The sequence below is a fragment of the Amycolatopsis japonica genome (genome assembly GCF_000732925.1).
In the GTDB taxonomy this organism is placed as follows: domain Bacteria; phylum Actinomycetota; class Actinomycetes; order Mycobacteriales; family Pseudonocardiaceae; genus Amycolatopsis; species Amycolatopsis japonica.
Window position 1 is genome coordinate 3,315,022 of the sequence record NZ_CP008953.1, and the last position, 19,533, is coordinate 3,334,554.

Sequence of the window (19,533 nt, forward strand, 5' to 3'; positions counted from 1 at the left end):
CGGTGAGACTCGACGATTCCTCTTGGTATCGCGCGCTTTCCCTCGCCGAGAGGCTGCCGGTGGACGGCGCCGGGAACGGCGGCGAGCAGGCGCGGCGCAGGCTCGTCCGCTGGCGGGAGCAGCGGCCGTTCGACCGGGGAGACTGGTTCGGCCGTCGGCTGGAACTGGACGGGATCACCGAAGCGGGACTGGAAGCGTTGCTCGGCGAAGACGAGTCCGCCCTGCGCGATCGCTCCCCGAGTCCGTCGTGGCTGGCGGATCTGGGGGTGTACGCCGACGAGAGTCACCGCGACGACACGGAACCGCGCGGCTTCGTGGTGCTCGCGGAACCGTTGCTGCGCAAGGCCCGAGTACAGGTCACGGCAGAGCTGACCCGGCTGTCCGCGGAGGGTGGTCCGGTGGATCCGGGCAGCGCCGCCCATCTGGTGCGTACCAATGTCGAACTCGGTGTCGCCGCCCTCGTCGAGCGGACGTCGGTCCTCGAACTCAACGTCGCCCGGCTGGGCGGAGACTTGGACGGCGAGAGCCCGGCAGACCGTTATCGCGCGTTCCTCCGGGACCTGCGTGAACCGGCCACGATCGACGCGCTGTTCACCGAGTACCCGGTGCTCGGCAGGCTCCTCAGCGAACATGTCGAACGACGGACCGCGGTACTGCTCGAATTCCTGCGCAGGCTCACCGCGGATTGGTCTCTGCTCAAGGAATTGCTCTTCCCGTCGGCCGAGCCGGGGCTCTTGAGCCGGGTGGAGGGCCACGTCGGCGATCGGCACCGAGGCGGGCGGGCGGTGCTCATCGCCTCGTTCACCGGCGGGCACCGGCTGGTCTACAAGCCGAAGTCACTGGCGATCGACCGGCATTTCCACCAGCTGGTCGACTGGCTGAACGCCAGGGTCGCCGGGCTGGATCTGCCCACCTTCGCGGTACTCGACCGGGGCGAGTACGGCTGGACCGAGTTCGTCGAGCAGAGGCCCTGCCTCCACGAGCGTGAGGTGGCGATGTTCTACCGGCGCCTCGGCGGGCAGCTGGCCCTGATGTACGCGCTGGGCGGCACGGATCTGCACCACGAGAACCTCATCGCCGCGGGCGGGCAGCCGGTGGTGGTCGACCTCGAATCGCTGTTCCAGCCGGATCTTTCGCGGCTGGTCACGGCGGAGCCCGAGGACGCCGCCAAGCAGGTGGCGCTGGACTCGGTACTGCGGGTCGGCCTGCTGCCGCAACGCGCATGGGGACACGACGGGGCACCCGGTGTCGACATCTCCGGTCTCGGCAATCGAGAAGATCAGCTGACGCCTCGCGCTTCGCCGTACTGGGCGGCCGCGGGGACCGACGAGATGCACGTCGAGCGCAAGCGGATGAAGGTCGGCGGCGGGCACAACCGCCCGACGTTGCGTGGAGCCGAAATCTCGGTGCTCGACCACGTCGAGGATCTGCTCGGCGGATTCCGCGACGTCTATCGCGCGCTCGCCGCCGAACGCGGCGCGTTGGTGACCGCGGGCGGGAGGCTGGACCGGTTCGCCGTCGACGAGATCCGGGTGATCCTGCGCCCGACCCATGTCTACAGCCTGCTGCTGCGCGAAAGCACTCATCCCGATCTGCTGCGGGACGGCCTGGACCGCGACCGGTTCTTCGACAAACTCTGGGTGTCCGCCGAACACTCCGGCCTCCCGGGCGCGGTGATCGCGGCCGAACGGGCGGATCTGTGGCGCGGTGACGTCCCGATGTTCGTGACCCGGCCGTCGTCGCGCGACGTCTACGACAGCGAGGGAGGGCGGATTCCGGGCCTGCTCGATCGTTCCGGACTCGACCGGGTCAGGGCGCGGATCGCGAGGCTCTCCGAGGCGGACCTCGAATGGCAGAGCTGGATCATCCGAGGCTCGCTCAGTGCGCTGAGCGTCGGGGATCCCGCCACCGGGCCGGTCCGGCCACCGCACGGCGGCCGCCCGCGTCCCAGGGAGACCGGGAATCACCGGGCGGCCGCCCAGGCCGTCGGCGACCGGCTGGAGAAGCTCGCGATCCGGCACGACCACGGTGTTTCCTGGCTCGGGCTGACCGCCTTCCAAGAACGGTATTGGGATCTGACCCCGCTCGGGGCGGATCTGTACGGCGGACTCTCCGGGATCGCGCTGTTCCTCGCGTATCTCGGCGACGTCACCGGCCAAGACCGCCACACCAGGCTGGCGGAAGGAGCGCTCGCGTCGGTGCGGTTCCGGCTCGGCCGCCCGGAGCTGCCGTCCCGGCAGGTCGGGGCGTACTCGGGTTGGGGCGGCACGATCCACCTGCTCACCCACCTCGGCGTCCTCTGGCGACGGCCGGATCTGCTCGACGAAGCCGTCGAGCTGGCCTTGCGGCTGGACGGATCGATCGACGAAGACGACCAGCTGGACGTGCTCGGTGGCTCCGCCGGTCTGGCGGGTGTGCTCGGCGGGTTGTATCGGCATCGGCCGGACCCCGGGCTGCTCGCGATCATGCGGCACTGCGGCGACCATCTGCTGGCGACCGCGCAGGCGGACGACGCCAGGCGGACCCTGGGCTGGGTGACCCCGCTCGGGCCCCGGCCGCTCACCGGCTTCGCGCACGGCTCCGCCGGGATCGGCTGGGCCTTGGCCGTCGTCGCCGAGACGACCGGCGACGTCCGGTTCGCCGACGCCGCGTCCGCGGCCCTTGCGTACGAACGCGCCTTGTACCACCCCGCTTCCGGGAACTGGCCGGATCTGCGTGAGGACGGCGGACGAGCGCCCATGACCGCGTGGTGTCACGGCGCGGTCGGGATCGGCCTGGGACGGCTGGCGTTGCCCGTCGCGTTGCGCGGACCCGAGACCAGGGTCGAGATCGCCCAGGCCGCGGACACCACGGCCGCCGCGGGCACGGGCGCGAACCATTCGCTGTGCCACGGCGATCTCGGCGCCCTCGAACTGCTGACGGCCGCCGGGCACGCCACGGCGGGGGAGCGGAGGGCCGCCGTGCTGAAGGACATCGAAACCACCGGCTGGCTGTGCGGCGTCCCGAATCACGCCGAGACACCCGGCCTGCTGACCGGGCTCGCCGGCATCGGCCACGGCCTGCTGCGAGCCGCGGACCCCGCGCGGGTGCCGTCGATCCTCACCCTGGAGCCACCGTCATGACGATCCCGTTGTCCGTACTCGATCTCGCCGTCCTCGGCACCGAGTCCACCAGTGCCGGCGTGCTGGCCGAGACCACCGCTCTCGCGCGGTGCGCCGACGAGTTCGGCTACCGGCGTTTCTGGGTGGCCGAACACCACAACATGCGCAGTGTCGCGGCCACCTCGCCGCCGGTGCTGATCGCCCATCTCGCCGCCGTCACCCGGCGGATCAGGGTCGGTTCGGGTGGCGTGATGCTGCCCAACCACTCACCGCTCGTCGTCGCCGAACAGTTCGCCATGCTCGAAGCGTTGCACCCCGGCCGGATCGACCTGGGCATCGGCCGCGCGCCGGGCACCGACCCGGCCACGGCGGCCGCGTTACGGCGACCGGACGACGCCGATTTCCCCCGCCAGGTGCGGGACGTGCTCGGCCTGCTCGGCGATCCGCGATCCCGCGAAGGGATTTGGGACCACTTCGCGGCGACTCCGGTGCCGACCAGCATGCCCGGTGTCGTGCTGCTCGGCTCGGGGGAGCGGGGGGCGCGGCTGGCGGGCGAACTCGGTGTCCCGTTCGCGTTCGCGTACCACCTCCGCACGTCCGGGGGTTCGTTCGAGCCGCTGCGGGTGTACCGCGACTCCTTCGTCCCCTCGGCCGGGTTGACCGCGCCGTACGTCCTCGTCTCGGTCAACGTGCTCGTCGCGGACACCGACGACGAGGCGGACTGGCTGGCCGATCCGCACCGCCTCCGGATGCTGGAGATGCTGGCGGGCGTGCCGCCGTTGCTGCTGCGGTCGCCCGAAGCGGCCGCGGCGCACCCGCATCTCGGCAGGGCCCGTCGTCTTCCCCTGACCGTGATCGCCGGCGCGCCCGCCACCGCTGCCGAGGGGCTGGCGGAACTGGCGGACGCGACCGGGGCCGACGAGTTTCTCGTGGCCCCGGTGACCCGCGGCGAAGCGGCCGTCCGGAGCCTCGGCCTGCTCTCCGAGGCTCAAGCCGTGGGCGCGAGCTGAGTGCGGACGAGATCCGCGTAGCGCCCGCCGAGTTCCAGCAGTTCCTCGTGCCGCCCGCGTTCGACGATCCGCCCGTGCTCCAGCACCAGGATCAGATCGGCGTTCCGCACCGTGCTGAGGCGGTGCGCGATGACGATCCGCGTGCACGGCAACGCGCTCAGGTTGGCGTCGACGAGGGCTTCGGTCGCCAGGTCCAGATGGCTGGTCGCCTCGTCCAGCAACAGGAACGCCGGCGAGGTGGCCAGCGCGCGGGCCAGTGCCAGCCGCTGCCGCTGCCCGCCGGAAAGCCCACCGCCACCCTCGCCGAGCAGCGTGTCGTACCGCATCGGCATCCGTTCGATGTCGTCCCGGATCCCGGCGAGCGAGGCCGCTTCGACGACACGTTCCAGGCTCATCCCCGGATCGTTGAGCGAGATGTTCGCCTTGATGGAACCGTTGAACAGGAACGGTTCCTGCAGTACGACCCCGAACTGGCTGCGCACCTGCCGCAGGTTGAGCTCCTCCAGCGAACGTCCGTCGTAGCGGACCACGCCACTGGTGGGCCGGTACAGCCCGAGCATCAGCATCGCCAAGGTGCTCTTGCTGGCACCGGTCCGGCCCACCAGCGCGACCTTCTGTCCCGGTTCGACGGCGAACGACAGGTCTTCCAGCACCCGTGGCCCGTGCGGGTCGTAGGAGAACGAAACCCCGGACAACTCCAGCCTGCCCGTCAACGCCGTGTCCGAGACGGGCGCGTCGTCGGGTTCGGGCGTCGCTTCGATCACGTCGACGATCCGGCGGAAGTGCACGCCGGCCAGGTGGAGCTGTTGCCCCGTCGTCACCAAGGACGCCAGTGGGGACAGGAAGGCGACGGCGACGCCGTTCAACGCCAGCATGGTGCCCAAGCGCATCGAGCCGTCGAGCACGCTCACCGCCCCGACACTGAGCAGCACCAAGGGAGCGAAGGTCCGCAACGCGTGCAGCACGGTGTTCACGACCGCCGTGAGCCGGTTCCGGCGAAGCGAGGCTCGCAGTTCTTCGAGGAAGAGCGAGGACCAGTAGTCGAGGATCTGGCCCTCGGAGCCGGAGGCCTTGAGCGAGCCGATACCCCTGATCACCTGGACGCCGAAACTCTGCGAATCGGCCTGCGCGACCAGATATCGCTGGGTCAGCTCACGCAACGGCCGCGCGGCGAGCAGCAGCGTGAGCACCTGGACGGCGCCGATCGCCAGCGCCAGCGAGCCGAACAGCGGGCTCGCGGTGAAGAGCACCGCCAGGAAGACCAGCACGAAGCCGCCGTCGAGCAGGACCGACAGGGTCTGACTGGTGAGCATTTCCCTGATCATCCCCGAACTGCTCAACCGGAGCAGGAGGTCGCCGCTGGTCCGCTGCGCGAAGAAACCGTAGGGGAGACTCAGCAGATGGCCGAAGAGCCCGAGCATGATCCGGGTGTCGAACCGGCTTTGCAGGTGGATCAGGATGGACGCCCGCAGGTATCCCGCGACGAGGTCGGTCACCACCACGAGCACGATCCCGGCGACGACGACCTGCAGCACATCGGTGACGTGCAGGGGGATCACATGGTCGACGAGCACCTTGGTCACCGCGGGGATCGCGAGGACCAGCAGCTGGACGACCAGTGACACCACCAAAACCTGGGCGAGCAGGGGCCGCCAGCCCGGCAGCCGCAGCACCTGCCGCAGGTACACCGAAACCGCGGACCGGTCACGACGGCGCCGGGAGAACGACGGCCCCGGCGTCATCGCCAGCGCCACCCCGGTGAACTCGCGGGCGAACTCGGCGTCGTCGATCAGACGTCTGCCGCTCGCGGGATCGATGATCAGGTAGCCGTTCCTCCGCCGCTTCTCGACCACGACGAAATGGTTGAACGACCAATGCGCGACCACCGGCAGATCGAGCCGGGCGAATCCGGTGAGCTCGACGGAGAATGCCTTGACGCTCAGCCCGAAGGCCCGCGCGGCCCGCACCAGCGACCGCGCGGTGATCCCGTCCCGTGTCACGCCGAACAGCTCGCGGCATTCGGAAACCCGGGTGGACCGGCCGAAGAAGCCGAGCATCATGGCGAGGCAGGCGGCCCCGCACTCCGTGGTGGTCAACTGCCGGACGACCGGTACCCGGCGGCGGAGCCGGCGCCGTTTCGGTTCACTCATCGGTTCGCCCGGTGAGCCGTGCGAGCAACGGGGCGGTGCCCACCTCGATCCAGGCGGGATAACGGCCGCCGGGCCGGACGGTCCCGCCGTCGAGCCGCACCACGGCCGCGACCGCGGGCTCCGGCAGGTCATCGGCCGCCGGTATCCCGAACCGGGCCGTGAGGCCGGCACGGGAAAGTCCGCTGAACCGCTCGACCACCCGCCCGCGCACGGTGCCTTCCCGGAGCACGACCTCCGCGTTCTCCGCCGGCTCTGCCGCGCCGGACATCGGCAGCACGACCACGAGCACGACCGGCTCCTCGACGCCGGTCACCGCGATCGCGTCGCCTTGCCGGTACACCGTGACGGGTACCGTCGCGGCGCCGGTCAGCAGGGCCGCGGCCAACGCGGCGAGCAGGACCCACAGCCGTCGCAGGGCCGGAGCCGGGAGTTCGGGTGGTTCGCCCTTCTCGTCCCGGCCCCGCCGGTGGTGGGCCACCGCCTGGGCCCGGAAGATCGGCGGCTGCTCCCGTTGGTCGATCGACTCGGCCATGACGTCCTCCCCGGAAGTCGGTCGGCCTCGGGCGGCGTACGGGGTTCGATGCTCCGGCCCGTACGCCGCCCGAGGCCGGTTCTCGATCAGGCCTGTTCGGCGTCCGGCTTCGGCTGGTTGAAGCAGCTGACGAACAGGCACGAGCCCAGCACCATCTCGGCGCCCGCACCGGCGACGAGCGAGTCGAGCGCCTCGTCGGTGAGCTCGACGATCCCGGCCGGGTTCGCGGGCAGGATGTTGCCGCCGACCGCGGCCCGGTAGCCCTCGTCCTTCCAGTAGCGGACGATGTCGTATTCGGACATGTGTTGTCTCCCTTGATGTTGTGATCCAGGCCGGGGGTGACCGGCCTGAACAACACCGTGCGGCGCACCGGTGGGCGGCGGGTGGGTACGAGGTGGACGTCCGGTGGGGAGATCGACCGCTCGATCCCCGCGGGAGCCGGTCAGGCACGATCGGGCTCATGAAGCGTGACGCAGACGACCGTTCGTTGTACGAGACCATCTTCCGCCGCCGGGACACGAGGGGTGAGTTCACCGGAGAGCCGATTCCGGCGGAGGTACTGCGTCGCGTACTGAGCGCGGCGCACGCGGCACCGAGCGTCGGCCTCTCCCAGCCATGGGATTTCGTCGTCGTGTCCGATATGGACCTTCGCAAGAAGTTCCGTGAACACGTGCTCGCCGAACGCGAAGTGTTCGAAGGCGGGCTGGATGCCGAGAGGGCCCGTGTCTTCGCGCCGATCAAGATCGAAGGGATCGTGGCGTCTTCCGCGGGCATCGTGGTCGGCTACGACCCGTCGCGCGGTGCGCCGGATGTCCTGGGGCGGCACGCGATCGCCGACGCCGGTCTGTACTCGGTGTGCCTGGCCATCCAGAACCTCTGGCTGGCGGCGACCGCCGAAGGGCTCGGCGTCGGCTGGGTCAGCTTCTACCGCGAAGAGTACTTGCGCGAACTGGTGGCGTTGCCCGAACACGTGCGCCCGGTGGCGTGGCTGTGCGTCGGCCCGGTGCGCGATCTGCCGACGGTGCCCGATCTGGAACGGCATGGCTGGCGGGAACGTCTTCCGCTCGACGCGGTGCTGCACTACGACCAGTACTCGAAGTAAGGCAAGTGAGCTCTGCGGCGTGAGTCCGGACTGGCGATGCGGATGAGTGACCGGGGGTGAAGGCTCCCTTCATCGCATCAGACGCGGCGAAGGGAGCCTTCACCCCACGGCCGACCCGTCCGCCCCCCCCAAAAAAAAATCACTCACACCCCGAGCTCAAAGCGGTCAAATCGGGCATTCACCCTCGGAAAGTGTCCCTTGTGGACGGCCAAACCCCTCAATTTCGAAAGATGGGGCAAAGTGGCGTGCTCTACGGCTGGACCGAAAGGGGCTTTCGCTGCGTCTGATGCGGCGTTGGTGTGCGCCCAATGTGGCATTGGAGACGGTGGGCGTCCCCAATGCCACATTGGGCGCAGCGAGGCAACGGCTCGGCACGCAAGCGGCGGCCGCGGTCAGCGCAGCTTGTCGACCTCGGCGATCCGCTCCCAGCGCGCGCCGAGGGCGTTGAGCAGCGCGGCCATGTCGATGTCGTCGTCGCCGTCGAGGAGCGCCTTGTCCAGCCGCCGGGCGCGGCGGTTGACCTGGCTCAGGACCGACTTGCCCTCGTCGGTGAGCGAAAGCAGTTTGCGCCGCGCGTCGTGCGGGGATTCGACGCGGCGGATGAGCCCTCGCCGCTCCAGCCTGCGGCACAGGTCGGCCATCGTCGAGGTGTCGAGGGCGACCGCGCCGGCCAGCGAACTCTGGTCGCTTCCGGGGTAGGCGCGGACCGCGGACAGGACCGCGAACTGCGGGCCGGTCAGTACCGGGTCCACGTGACGGTTCCACGCGGCGAGGTAGGCCTGGTACAGCCGCCGGGCGCCGTAGCCGGGGGCCGCCAGCAGGTCGGAGGGTGGCGCGGGAGTGACGGCCGGCGTGTCGCCCTTGAGCCTGCCCGTACGCGCCGCTTCACCCATCGCTACTCCTTGTCGGCTCCAACCCGCTGCCCGGGCCCCCGCGGTGATCCTACGTGTCCGGACGGTCGCTCACGGGAAGGCCGCCGAGATCTGTCCGCCGTCACCTCTTGCGTATCCGGATAGTACGTGTTCGTATGAAGCCCGGTCTTGCGTACCCGGATAGTACGTGCTCGGATCAATATGGAGGTGGTCGGCGATGGACCGGAACCTGTTCAACGACATCTGTTTGCGCCAGCTGACGTTCTCGGGGGTGCACGAGGGCGAGACCGTGGTGGTGCTGACCCGCGGCGGTGAGCGGGCGGAGTACGCCGACGCCTTCTTGTGGGCCGCGCAGCAGCTCGGCGCTTCGGCCTACCACATGCGGCTGCCCTCGCCGGTCAGCGCGGCGGGCGCGTGGGCGGTGGGCGACTCGGGGCTCGGGAACATCCCGTTGGCGGTGGAGGCGCTCAAGAGCGTCGACATGGTGGTCGACTGCACGTTCCTGTTGTTCAGCAAGGAACAGTTCGCCATCCAGGACGCGGGCACCCGGATCCTCACCGCCGTCGAACCGCCCGAGCTGCTGGCCAGGCTCATGCCGACGAAGGAACTGCGCGAGCGCGTGGAGATCGGCGCGGAACTCCTGGCCAAGGCAGGCACGATGCGGATCACCAGCCCGGCGGGTACCGATGTCACGTATCAGCTCGGCGTGTACCCGACGCTGTCCGAATACGGCTACACCGACACGCCCGGCCGCTGGGACCACTGGCCGGCGGCGTTCGTGTTCACCGGCGGTGCCGACGACGGCGTCGACGGGAAGATCGTGCTGTCACCGGGCGACGTTCTGTTGCCGTTCAACAGCTACGTACAGACCCCGGTCGAGATCACCATCGAGCAGGGCTTCATCCGGGACATCCGCGGCGGAGCCGGATCGTCCGGGCTCGACGCGGATCTGCTGCGTTCCTACATCGAGAGTTTCGACGATCCCCGCGGCTACGGCATGAGCCATGTGGGCTGGGGCCTCGACGAGCGCGCGCACTGGCACGGCCTGACCCAGTTCCCCGGCGGGATGGGCATGGAGCTGCGGAGTTTCTACGGCAACGTCATGTTCTCCATCGGCCCCAACAACGAGCTCGGCGGCCCGAACGACACGCCTTGCCACTTCGACATCCCCATGCGCGGCAATTCCCTTTACCTGGACGACGAACTGATCGTCGACAACGGCGAGCTGACCGTCGCCGAGATGCGTCCGGCGGCCCGCCGATGACCGACCACCACATCGGGATGATCGTCCCCAGCTCGAACCTCACGATGGAGACCGAGCTGCCGCGGATGCTGCGTGCCAGGGAGGAGGCCGAGCCGGGGGACCGGTTCGTCTTCCATTCCGCGCGGGCCAGGATGCGGCACGTCGAACCCGAACAGCTGCGGGCGATGAACGCCCAGGCCGGACGGGCGGCGGCCGAACTCGCCGACGCCAAGCCCGATGTCGTCGCAACCGCGTGTCTCGTGGCGATCATGGCCCAGGGTCCCGGCTACCACTGCACCGCCGAAGACGACATCACGCGCGTGCTGCGTGAAGAGGGTTGCGACGCGCCGGTCGTCTCCAGTGCCGGTGCGCTGCTGTCCGGGCTCGAAGCGCTCGGCGCCCGCAAGGTCGCGATCATCACGCCGTACATGAAGCCGCTGACCAAGGCGGTGGCGGACTACATCGAGGACGCCGGATTCGAGGTCGCCGACGCCCTTTCGCTGGAAGTGCCGGACAACCTCGCCGTGGCCCGGCTGGATCCCGCCGGGCTGCGCGAGCACCATCGCAAGCTGAATCTGTCCGATGTGGACACCCTGGTGCTGTCCGCCTGTGTGCAGATGCCGTCGCTGCCCGCGATCCAGCCGGTGGAGGACGAGATCGGGATCCCGGTCCTGTCGGCGGCGACGGCCACGACGTTCCGGATCCTGACGGAACTCGGCGTCGACCCCACGGTGCCCGGCGCCGGGAGGTTGCTCAGTGGCGCGGAAGCGTTGACGAAGACGGGAGGCGGGCATGGCCGCGAGTCAGTCGTTTGAGGTCGTTGTCGTCGGTGGCGGGCTCGGTGGGCTCTGCGCCGCGTTGTCCCTGCGGCAGCGGGGGTTGCGCGTCACCGTGGTCGAGGCCGCCCCGGCACTGGGCGAGATCGGCGCGGGGATCCAGACCGCGCCGAACGCCAGCCGGATCCTCATCGGCCTCGGGCTGCGCGCCCGGCTGGAGCAGGTGCGGACCGAGCCGCAGGACCAGGTGCGCCGTCGCTGGGCCGACGGCAGCATCATCGCCCAGCTGGAGCTCGGCGGGCGGGTGACCGACCAGTACGGCGCGCCCTACTGGCACTACCACCGCGCCGACCTGCACGGAGTGCTGCTCGACGCCTGCCTGGATCCCGACGGGATCGGTCCGGTGGTGCGGGTGGCGACCGGCGCGCGGGTGGTCGACCTCGACCGGACGGTGCCGGACCGGCCCGCCGTGATCGCCGCCGACGGACGCCGGTTCACCGGCGACCTCGTGATCGGGGCGGACGGCATCCGGTCTTCGGTGCGCGATCTCGCCGGCTTCGACGACACCCTCGCGTTCTCCGGCGAGATGGCGTACCGGGCGCTGATCTCCGGCGACCTGATCGCGCAGGATCCCGCCACGCGCTTCCTGTCCGACCGCTACCACTCCACGATCTGGTACGGCCCCAACAAACACCTGGTGCACTACATGATCCGCGGCGGGGAGTACCTCAACGTGGTCGCGATCGTGCCGTGCACCGAAACGGTGGAGAAGGACTGGAGTGGTCCGGCGACCGCCGCCGAACTCGCCGCGGAGTACCACGACTGGGACGATCGGGTTCCGACGATGCTGGCGAAGGCGAAGGACGAGGACGTCTCGGTGTGGGCGATGTACCGCCGTCGCCGTGACCCGGTCTGGGTCGACGGCCGGGTCGCCCTGCTCGGCGACGCCTGCCACGCGATGCTGCCGTACCAGGCACAAGGCGCGTCCCAGGCGATGGAAGACGCCGCGGTGCTGGCCGAAGAGCTGGGCCGCGTCACGCGCGACGGGATCGACGGTGCCCTGGTCCGCTACGTGGACCGGCGCGCCAAGCACGCGGGCATGGTCCAGGACGCCTCGCTGCAGAACATGGACTTCTACCACCTGCCCGACGGTCCCGAACAGCGCGAACGGGACGAGAAGCTACGGCGCTTCGACGGCGAATCCGACGTGTCCTACGACTGGCTGTGGAACGGCAGCCCGCTCACCGACCCCGACACCGAGTCCATCCACTACCAGTTCGCCCGCTGAGGCGCGCTGGCCGGCAATCGCATCGGAGTGGTTCATGCGTACTGGTGATCAGATCGTCCAGGACCTGCCCTGGCGTTGGAGCGTGCAGGGAAAGATCTTCCTCATCGGCGGGCTGGGCTACATGTTCGATGCCTGGGACGTCGCGCTGAACGGATTCCTCACCCCGCTCGTCGGGACGGAATTCGGCTTGTCCGCCGGTGGGAAGGGCCTGGTGGCCACCGCGAACCTGATCGGCATGGCCGTCGGCGCGGTCGTCTGGGGCACGATCGCGGACCGGATCGGCCGTAAACGGGCGTTCAGTGTCACGTTGCTGCTGTTCGCGCTGTTCTCCGTGCTGGGCGCGCTCGCGCCGAACGTGGAGACGTTCCTGGCGCTGCGTTTCCTGGCGGGGATCGGACTGGGCGGCTGTATCCCGGTCGACTACGCGATCGTCAGCGAGTTCTCCCCGCGCAAACATCGCGGCCGGGTCTTGTCCGCGATGGACGGCTGGTGGCCGATCGGGACCACACTGGCCGCCGTCACCGCGACGCTGCTGCTCCCGGTCCAAGGGAACTGGCGCTGGATGCTGGTCTTGATGATCCTGCCCGCGCTGCTGCTGTTCTGGGTGCGGCGTGGCGTCCCGGAATCGCCGCTGTACCTGGTGCGCAAGGGCCGTGAGGCGGAGGCGCGGGCCGTGATCGACGACCTCGTGCGCCGCACGGGAGCGACACCGGAGCCGTACTCGGTCCCGCCCGCGGTGGTCGAGGACACCCGCGGCGGCGCGGTCGCGGCCGCGTTCGATCAGCTGCGCCGGGTGTGGGCGTTCAACCCGCGGATCACGGCGGTGGCGTGGTCGCTGTTCATCAGCGTCATGCTGGTCTACTACGCCGCGCTGAGCTGGATGCCGTCCATCCTGCGGGCGCAGGGATTCGGCGAGATCGCCGCCTTCGCGTCGACCGCGCTCATGAACGCGACCGGCATCGTCGGTGTCGCGGTGGCCGTGCTCCTGGTCGACAAGGTCGGCCGCAAGCGGATCATCATGGTCGCCGGTCCGCTCACCGCACTGTCGCTCGTCGTGTTCTCCCTGCTGCTCGACACGCCTGCCGCGGCGGTGGTGGCGATCGGCGCGTTCGGCCTGTTCGCGCTGGTGGTCATCCCGGTGATGTACGCCTACGTCTCCGAGCTCTACCCGACGGAATTGCGGGCCTCGGGGTTCGGCTGGGCGTCGTCGTCGAGCCGGGCGATCACTGGTTTCGCACCGCTGCTGTTCGGAAGCGTGCTGTGGCCGGTGCTCGGGCTGCCGCTCACCTTCACCGTGCTGGGTGTGCTCGTGGTGGCCGCGGTCGTGTTCATGAAGGTGGGCGCGCCGGAGACCCGCGGCCGCGAACTCGACCGGATCGTCGACCCGGTCGAGGCACCCGCCGAGACCAGGACGGCTCTGTGAAGCCCGCCGCGTTCCGGTACCACCGGGCCCACGACGTCACCGACGCCGTCGGCCTGCTCGGCGAGCTCGCCGCGGCGGGTGAGGATCCGAAGCTCATCGCCGGTGGTCAGAGCCTGATGCCGATGATGAACTTCCGGCTCGCCCGCCCCACGGCGCTGGTGGATCTGGGACCGTTGCGCCGGGACCCGGCGCTGAACTCCTTCCGTCGCACCGGTTCCAGCCTCACCATCGGCGCGCTGGTCACCCATCGGGCGGTCGAGCTCGCCGAGCTGGGACCGGATTTCGACGTGCTTTCCCGCGCGATGCGGTGGGTGGGGCATCTGCCGATCCGGTCCCGCGGCACGGTGGCGGGCAGCGTCGTCCACGGCGACGCGACCGCGGAATGGTGCCTGCTGGCCCTGCTGCTCGACGCGGTCGTCGTCGCCGAGGGCCCGCGCGGCCCCAGGGAGATCCCGGCCGCGGAGATGTTCCACGGCTTCTACACCACCGCCGTCGAACCGGACGAGGTCGTGACCGCGGTGCGCTTCACGAGGCCGTCGCCCCGGGCCGCGCTGACCGAATTCGCCCGCCGTCACGGCGATTTCGCGATCGTCGACGCCGCTGTGAGCATCGACGCGGAGCGCGGGGGCCGCGTCGTGCTCGGCGGCGTCGCCCCCGCGCCCGTCCGGGTGCCCGAGGCCGAAGCGCTGCTCGACGGCGGCGTTCCCGGCCCGGAGCTGTTCGCCGCCTGCGGGGCGGCTGCCGCGGCGGCGATCGATCCGCCCGACGACGCGGCGGGCAGCGCGGCTTACCGCCGCCGGCTGGCGCGCACGCTCGTCACCCAGGCGCTGCACGAGGCGTGGGAGAAAGGAGGAACGCGATGACCGCACGGTTCGACGGACGCCAAGGCCGCTGGGTCGGCGCGTCCGTGCCCCGGCGTGAGGATCCTCGCCTGCTCACCGGCCGCGGCCGGTTCGTCGACGACATCCAACTGCCGGGAATGCTGCACGCGGCCTTCGTCCGTTCGACGGTCGCGCACGGCAAGTTGGCCGGGATCGACCTGTCGGCCACCTTGGCGGTCGAAGGAGTCGTCGCCGCGTATACGGCGGAAGATCTGGGGCTCGGGGACATCGTCGCCTTGCTCGACCGTCCGCTGGAGGAGTTCTCGCCGACCGCGATGCCGATTCTGGCCAGGGAGAAGGTGCGGTTCACCGGAGAGCCGGTGGCGCTGGTCGTCGCCCGCGATCCGTACAGCGCCGAAGATGGTGTCGAGGCCGCGGTGGTGGACTACGAGCCGCTCGGGGCGATCGTTTCGGAGGAGTCGGCGTTCGCCGAGGGCGCTCCACTCGTGCACGACGAGGCGCCGGGCAACGTGCTCGTCGACGTGTCGATGTTCGACACGCCCGGTGTCGACGCGGCGTTCGAGGCGGCCCGCGCAGGCGGCGGCCGCGTGGTCGAGGTCGTCACGAAGAGCGGGCGGCAGAACGCGCTCCCGCTCGAAACACGGGGAGTCGTGGCGTCCTGGGACGACCACGACGACCAGTTGCTCGTCCAGATGTGCACCCAGGTGCCGCATCAGGTGCGCACGGCGATGGCCCGCTCGCTGCGGGTCCCCGAACGCACCGTGCGGGTCACCGTCCCGGACATGGGCGGCGGCTTCGGCCAGAAATGCGTCGTCGGCCGTGAGGAGATCGCGGTCGCGGCGGCGGCCCGGCGGCTGAATCGGCCGGTGAAGTGGATCGAAGACCGGCGCGAGGCGCTCACGGCCGGATTCCTTGCCAGGGAACAGCGTTACCGCACGCTTGCGGCGTTCGACGAGGACGGGCGGATCACCGCGCTGGACGTCGACGTCGTCTGCGACATGGGTGCCTACTCCTGCTACCCGTTCACGGCGGGGATCGAGCCACTGATGGCGTCGGCCGAGATGCCGAGCGTGTACCAGGTGCCCGAATACCGCGTCCGTGCCCGCGCCATCGCGAGCAACAAGGCACCGACGGCGCCGTATCGCGGGGTCAGCCGTCCGCAGTACGTGATGGCGATCGAACGGATCATGGAACGCGCGGCGCGGGAACTCGGCCTCGATCCGGTCGAGATCCGGCGGCGCAACGTGATCACGCAGTTCCCGTACACCGGGGTCAACGCCATCACCTACGACCCCGGCACCTACCGCGAATCGCTCGAACTCGCCGAGGCGGCGATCCGGGACGAGGGCTGGTACGAGATCCGGGAGCGCGCCGCCGCCGAGGGCAGGCACATCGGCATCGGCTACTGCTGTTTCTCCGAGCGGACCGGATACGGCTCGGGCGCCTTCGCCAAACGGAAGATGGCCGTGGTCCCCGGTTTCGACATCTCCGAGATCCGGATGGACACCACCGGCTCCGTCGTGGTCACCAGCGGCACCATGAACCACGGCCAGTCGCACGAGACGACGCTGGCGCAGATCGTGGCCGACCGGCTCGGGCTGCACCTCGACCAGGTCAAACTGCGTCAGGGCGACACCGAGCGCATCGCCTACGGCTGGGGGACGTTCGCTTCCCGGTCGGTGACGATCGGCGGCTCGGCGGTTTCTCTCGCTGCCGGGAAACTCGGCGAACTGCTGTGCAAGATCGCCGCGCATCTGCTCGAGACGAGTCCGGACAACGTCCGCCTCGACGGTGACGGCGGCGTCGTCCAGATCGACGATCCGCAGCGCCGCGCGTCGTTCGAGGAGATCGCCGACGTGGCGTACCTGCGCAGTCACCTGCTGCCCAAGGACGTCGAGCCGACGCTGACGGCCACGGCGAGCTTCGACGTTCCCGGTGACGGCACCTTCTCGAACGCCACGCACGCCGTGGTCGTCGAAGCCGATCCGGGCACCGGCCAGATCAAGATCCTGCGCTACGCGTGCGTCGAGGACTGCGGGGTGGTGATCCACCCGCAGGTCGTCGACGGCCAGTGCCGCGGCGGGATCGCGCAGGGTATCGCCGGCGCGTTGTTCGAGGAGATCACCTATGCGGGCAACGGGGAACCGTCGGCAGCGAGCTTCATCGACTACCTGGTCCCGACCGCGACGGAGATCCCCGACATCACCGTCACCCATCTCGAAACCCCTTGCGCTTTCACGGAAAACGGCGCGAAGGGGGCGGGAGAGGGCGGCACCATCGGCGCGCCCGCCGCGGTGCTGAACGCGATCAACGACGCGTTGCGCCACACGGGAGTCGAACTCGACGTGACCCCGGTGCATCCGCAGACCGTGCTCGCCGCGCTCGACGCGGGGGTCCACAAGGAAATGAGCGTTCCATCATGAGCGACCGGCACCTGATCGACCTGAACGTCAACGGCGAGACGCACGAGGCCCTCGTCGAGCCGCGCAAGACCCTGCTCGACGTGCTGCGGCACGACCTCGGGCTGACCGGTACCCATGTCGGCTGCGAGCACGGCGTGTGCGGCGCGTGCACCGTCCTCGTCGACGGCGAACCGGTGCGGGCGTGCCTGATGTTCGCCGTGCAGGCGGAGTCGGCCGAGATCCGCACGGTCGAATCACTGGGGCGCGACGGCGAACTTTCCGATCTGCAGCGGTCTTTCAGCGAGCACCACGGCCTGCAGTGCGGCTTCTGCACCCCCGGATTCCTCATGCTGGCCGAAGGATTTCTGGCCCAGCGGCCCGACGCCGGGCGCGAGGAGATCCGCGAGGCCGTCTCGGCGAATCTGTGCCGCTGCACCGGTTATCAGACGATCGTGGACGCGATCGAGGCGACCGCGACCCGTCGATGCCACGCCAAGGAGAAGGAGGCGACAGCGTGATCCTGGAGAACCAGCTGTCCGTACCGGCGGGACCCGACGAGGTCTTCGCCTTGATCAACGACGTCGAACGGGTGGCGGGCTGCCTGCCAGGCGCGACCCTCGACGGACGGCAGGACGACGCCTATCTCGGCCGCGTCAAGGTCAAGGTCGGCCCGATCACCGCCGCCTACTCGGGCACCGTGCGGTTCACCGACGTCACCGAGGCCGATCGCAGCCTGCGGTTGCTGGCCAGGGGAGCGGACGCCCACGGCAACGGCGACGCCGAAGCCGACGTGACGCTGACCGTGCGCGAGGCGCCCGGCGGCGCCACCATCGAGTTGCGCACCGACCTGTCGATCCGCGGCAAGCTCGCCCAATTCGGCAAGGGCGCGATCGGTGCCGTCTCCACCCGGCTGCTCGATCAGTTCGCGAGGAATCTCGCGGATCAGCTTCGGGCGGGGCCCGTCGCGGCCACGAGCGCCGCTCCCGCGCCGGAAGCCGTCGATGGGCTCGCGATGGTGCTTCCGGAGGGCGTCAAACGCTACGGCGTGATCGCGGCCGCCGCGGCGCTCGGGCTGTTCCAGGGCTGGCTGCTGGGCCGGATCCGCACCCAGGACAAACTGATCAAGGAGTTGCAGCGTGGCCGTCGATGAAAGTCTCGACAGCGTGTACGACCGGGCCGGTTTCGGGGCGAGCGTGCCACGCGGATCGCGTCCGGCGCTGGTCGTTGTCGACCTGACCCGGGGATTCACCGAACCCGCGTTCCCGTCCGGCGCGGACCTCACCGCCGAAGTCACCGCGACCACTGCCCTCGTCGCCGAAGCCCGGCGACGAGGTGTGCCGGTGATCTACACCGCGATCAGTTACACACCGGCCGAGGCGGACGGCGATGCCGTCGCGTGGCTGCGGAAAGCGCCCGGGATGCGGGCACTCCGCGAAGGAAGCGACGCGGTCGCCCTCGATCCACGGCTCGAACAGCGTGAGGGCGACCATCTCATCCTGAAGAAGGGCGCGTCGGCGTTCCACGGGACGTCGCTGGCCGCGCTCCTTACGAGCCTGGGCACGGACACCATCGTCGTTTGCGGTGCGACGACTTCGGGATGTGTCCGCGCGACCGCCGTCGACGCCGTCCAGTCCGGCTTCGACACCCTCGTCGTCCGGGACGCCTGTGGTGACCGTGCCGCCGGGCCTCACGATGCCGCTTTGTTCGACCTGCAAGCGAAATACGCGGACGTCGTCGGCCTCGACGAGGCGCTGACGTATCTCGCGGAGCTGGATCGCCGCACGCTCGGCCAACCCGCCTTGGCGGATCTCGGCGACGTTCCGGCGACCAGCCGCTGGGTGACTTCGGGTTCGGTCCGCCTGCACGTGCTCGACTACGGTCCCGCCGACGGCGTCCCGGTGCTCGTGCTGCCGGGGATCACCAGCCCCGCGGTCACGATGGACTTCGTGGCACGGGAACTCACCGATCTCGTGCGCCCGCTCGTGCTCGACGTCCGCGGTCGCGGGCTGTCCGACGACGGCACCGAGTACGACCTGGCGAGCTACGCCGCGGACGTCGACGCTGTCGTGGACGGGCTCGGGCTGCGCGATCCGATCCTTTTCGGACACTCGATGGGCGCGCGGATCGCGGCCCGTGCCGCCACCACCCGCCCGCTTCGGGGCACGGTGCTGGCCGATCCGCCGCTGAGCGGTCCCGGACGGGCACCGTATCCGACCACTCTCGACGCGTTCCTCGGGCAACTCGGCCAGGCCCGCCGGGGGACCGACGCCGACGAAGTGGCCCGATCCTGGCCGCGATGGCCGCGCCGGGAACAGGAATTACGCGCCCGCTGGCTGTCGTCGTGCGCCCGCGACGCGATCGTCGCCACGCACGCCGGGTTCGAATCCGAGGACTTCTTCGACGACTGGCCGAAGGTGCCCGCGCCGACGTACTTCCTTTACGGCGGTGCGAGTCCGGTCGTCACCGCCGCCGGTGCGGCCGAAGCGGCGGAGCGCAATCCGTCGGCGGAGTTCGTCGAGATCCCGGATGCGGGGCACATGATCTTCTGGGATGAGCCCGAGGCCGCTCTTTCCGCGCTGAGGGAGGCGTTGCGGAAACTGTTGTAGCCGCCGTCGTGAGTGATTCGGGCAGGTCGCGAAAGCCACTTTCGGGACGTCTGATGTCCCGAAAGTGGCTTTCGCGACACGCTCCGGCTGCACGACCCCGATTAGGCTGGTCTGAGTAGTTCAGGAAAGGGTCGTCGTGGCGTGATCGAACCCCTGCCGCGCGGGGTTCCAGGATGACTCGCGGGG

The 19,533-nt window shown here is 69.9% G+C and carries 15 protein-coding genes and 2 pseudogenes; 12 read left to right on the forward strand and 5 right to left on the reverse strand.

Going from position 1 to position 19,533, the window contains the following annotated elements; all coding sequences use genetic code 11:
• Window positions 1–2: 2 nt before the first annotated feature.
• Window positions 3–3,122, forward strand: coding sequence for a type 2 lanthipeptide synthetase LanM family protein (locus AJAP_RS15545; protein WP_038512146.1), 3,120 nt, complete (start codon window positions 3–5; stop codon window positions 3,120–3,122).
• Complete coding sequence (locus AJAP_RS15550) at window positions 3,119–4,111, forward strand: LLM class flavin-dependent oxidoreductase (protein WP_038512148.1); 993 nt, start codon at window positions 3,119–3,121, stop codon at window positions 4,109–4,111. Before AJAP_RS15545 ends, AJAP_RS15550 begins: the two co-directional genes overlap by 4 nt.
• 190 nt (window positions 4,112–4,301) lie before the next feature.
• Here AJAP_RS15550 and AJAP_RS45330 read toward each other — a convergent pair.
• From AJAP_RS45330 to AJAP_RS42465, 4 genes and pseudogenes are all read right to left on the reverse strand, one after another.
• A pseudogene (locus tag AJAP_RS45330) lies at window positions 4,302–4,932 on the reverse strand (ATP-binding cassette domain-containing protein); the annotation flags it as partial.
• 24 nt (window positions 4,933–4,956) lie between these two features.
• Window positions 4,957–6,261, reverse strand: a pseudogene (locus AJAP_RS45335) (cysteine peptidase family C39 domain-containing protein); the annotation flags it as partial.
• Window positions 6,254–6,793 carry a hypothetical protein gene (locus AJAP_RS43625; RefSeq protein WP_038512156.1) on the reverse strand — a complete coding sequence of 180 codons (540 nt, stop codon included), beginning with the start codon at window positions 6,791–6,793 and terminating at the stop codon, window positions 6,254–6,256. The pseudogene AJAP_RS45335 and the gene AJAP_RS43625, both read right to left, overlap by 8 nt.
• A gap of 86 nt (window positions 6,794–6,879) precedes the next feature.
• Window positions 6,880–7,095, reverse strand: coding sequence for a mersacidin/lichenicidin family type 2 lantibiotic (locus AJAP_RS42465; RefSeq protein WP_051972459.1), 216 nt, complete (start codon window positions 7,093–7,095; stop codon window positions 6,880–6,882).
• 158 nt (window positions 7,096–7,253) lie between these two features.
• On the opposite strand from AJAP_RS42465, the gene bluB reads away from it, so the two are divergent.
• Entirely contained in the window at window positions 7,254–7,895 is a 642-nt protein-coding gene (bluB, locus tag AJAP_RS15570; protein WP_038512159.1) for a 5,6-dimethylbenzimidazole synthase, read from the forward strand.
• A 392-nt stretch (window positions 7,896–8,287) separates the two neighbouring features.
• Here bluB and AJAP_RS15575 read toward each other — a convergent pair whose 3' ends face one another.
• Complete coding sequence (locus tag AJAP_RS15575; RefSeq protein ID WP_038512162.1) at window positions 8,288–8,788, reverse strand: MarR family winged helix-turn-helix transcriptional regulator; 501 nt, start codon at window positions 8,786–8,788, stop codon at window positions 8,288–8,290.
• A gap of 196 nt (window positions 8,789–8,984) precedes the next feature.
• Between AJAP_RS15575 and AJAP_RS15580 the strand changes: the two genes are divergently transcribed.
• From AJAP_RS15580 to AJAP_RS45235, 9 genes are read left to right on the forward strand one after another with little or no spacing between them, the layout of a single operon-like run.
• The gene (locus AJAP_RS15580) at window positions 8,985–10,031 is read left to right on the forward strand and encodes a M29 family metallopeptidase (RefSeq protein ID WP_038512165.1); all 1,047 of its coding nucleotides are present in this window, start codon (window positions 8,985–8,987) and stop codon (window positions 10,029–10,031) included.
• Complete coding sequence (locus AJAP_RS15585; protein WP_038512168.1) at window positions 10,028–10,825, forward strand: maleate cis-trans isomerase family protein; 798 nt, start codon at window positions 10,028–10,030, stop codon at window positions 10,823–10,825. Before AJAP_RS15580 ends, AJAP_RS15585 begins: the two co-directional genes overlap by 4 nt.
• A complete protein-coding gene (locus AJAP_RS15590) occupies window positions 10,803–12,074 on the forward strand; it encodes an FAD-dependent monooxygenase (RefSeq protein ID WP_038512171.1) in 1,272 nt (423 codons plus the stop codon). Before AJAP_RS15585 ends, AJAP_RS15590 begins: the two co-directional genes overlap by 23 nt.
• Window positions 12,075–12,108: 34 nt before the next feature.
• Complete coding sequence (locus AJAP_RS15595) at window positions 12,109–13,497, forward strand: MFS transporter (protein ID WP_038512174.1); 1,389 nt, start codon at window positions 12,109–12,111, stop codon at window positions 13,495–13,497.
• Window positions 13,494–14,360, forward strand: a complete 867-nt coding sequence (locus AJAP_RS15600) for an FAD binding domain-containing protein (protein WP_038512177.1) — start codon at window positions 13,494–13,496, stop codon at window positions 14,358–14,360. The genes AJAP_RS15595 and AJAP_RS15600 overlap by 4 nt, the downstream gene beginning before the upstream one ends.
• Window positions 14,357–16,762 (forward strand): xanthine dehydrogenase family protein molybdopterin-binding subunit, encoded by a 2,406-nt coding sequence (locus AJAP_RS15605; RefSeq protein ID WP_038512180.1) that lies wholly within the window; start codon window positions 14,357–14,359, stop codon window positions 16,760–16,762. The genes AJAP_RS15600 and AJAP_RS15605 overlap by 4 nt, the downstream gene beginning before the upstream one ends.
• Window positions 16,759–17,259, forward strand: coding sequence for a (2Fe-2S)-binding protein (locus AJAP_RS15610; protein WP_038512183.1), 501 nt, complete (start codon window positions 16,759–16,761; stop codon window positions 17,257–17,259). Before AJAP_RS15605 ends, AJAP_RS15610 begins: the two co-directional genes overlap by 4 nt.
• Entirely contained in the window at window positions 17,256–17,891 is a 636-nt protein-coding gene (locus AJAP_RS15615; RefSeq protein ID WP_038512185.1) for an SRPBCC family protein, read from the forward strand. The genes AJAP_RS15610 and AJAP_RS15615 overlap by 4 nt, the downstream gene beginning before the upstream one ends.
• Window positions 17,878–19,347 carry an isochorismatase family protein gene (locus AJAP_RS45235; RefSeq protein WP_084098165.1) on the forward strand — a complete coding sequence of 490 codons (1,470 nt, stop codon included), beginning with the start codon at window positions 17,878–17,880 and terminating at the stop codon, window positions 19,345–19,347. The genes AJAP_RS15615 and AJAP_RS45235 overlap by 14 nt, the downstream gene beginning before the upstream one ends.
• Window positions 19,348–19,533: the final 186 nt, after the last annotated feature.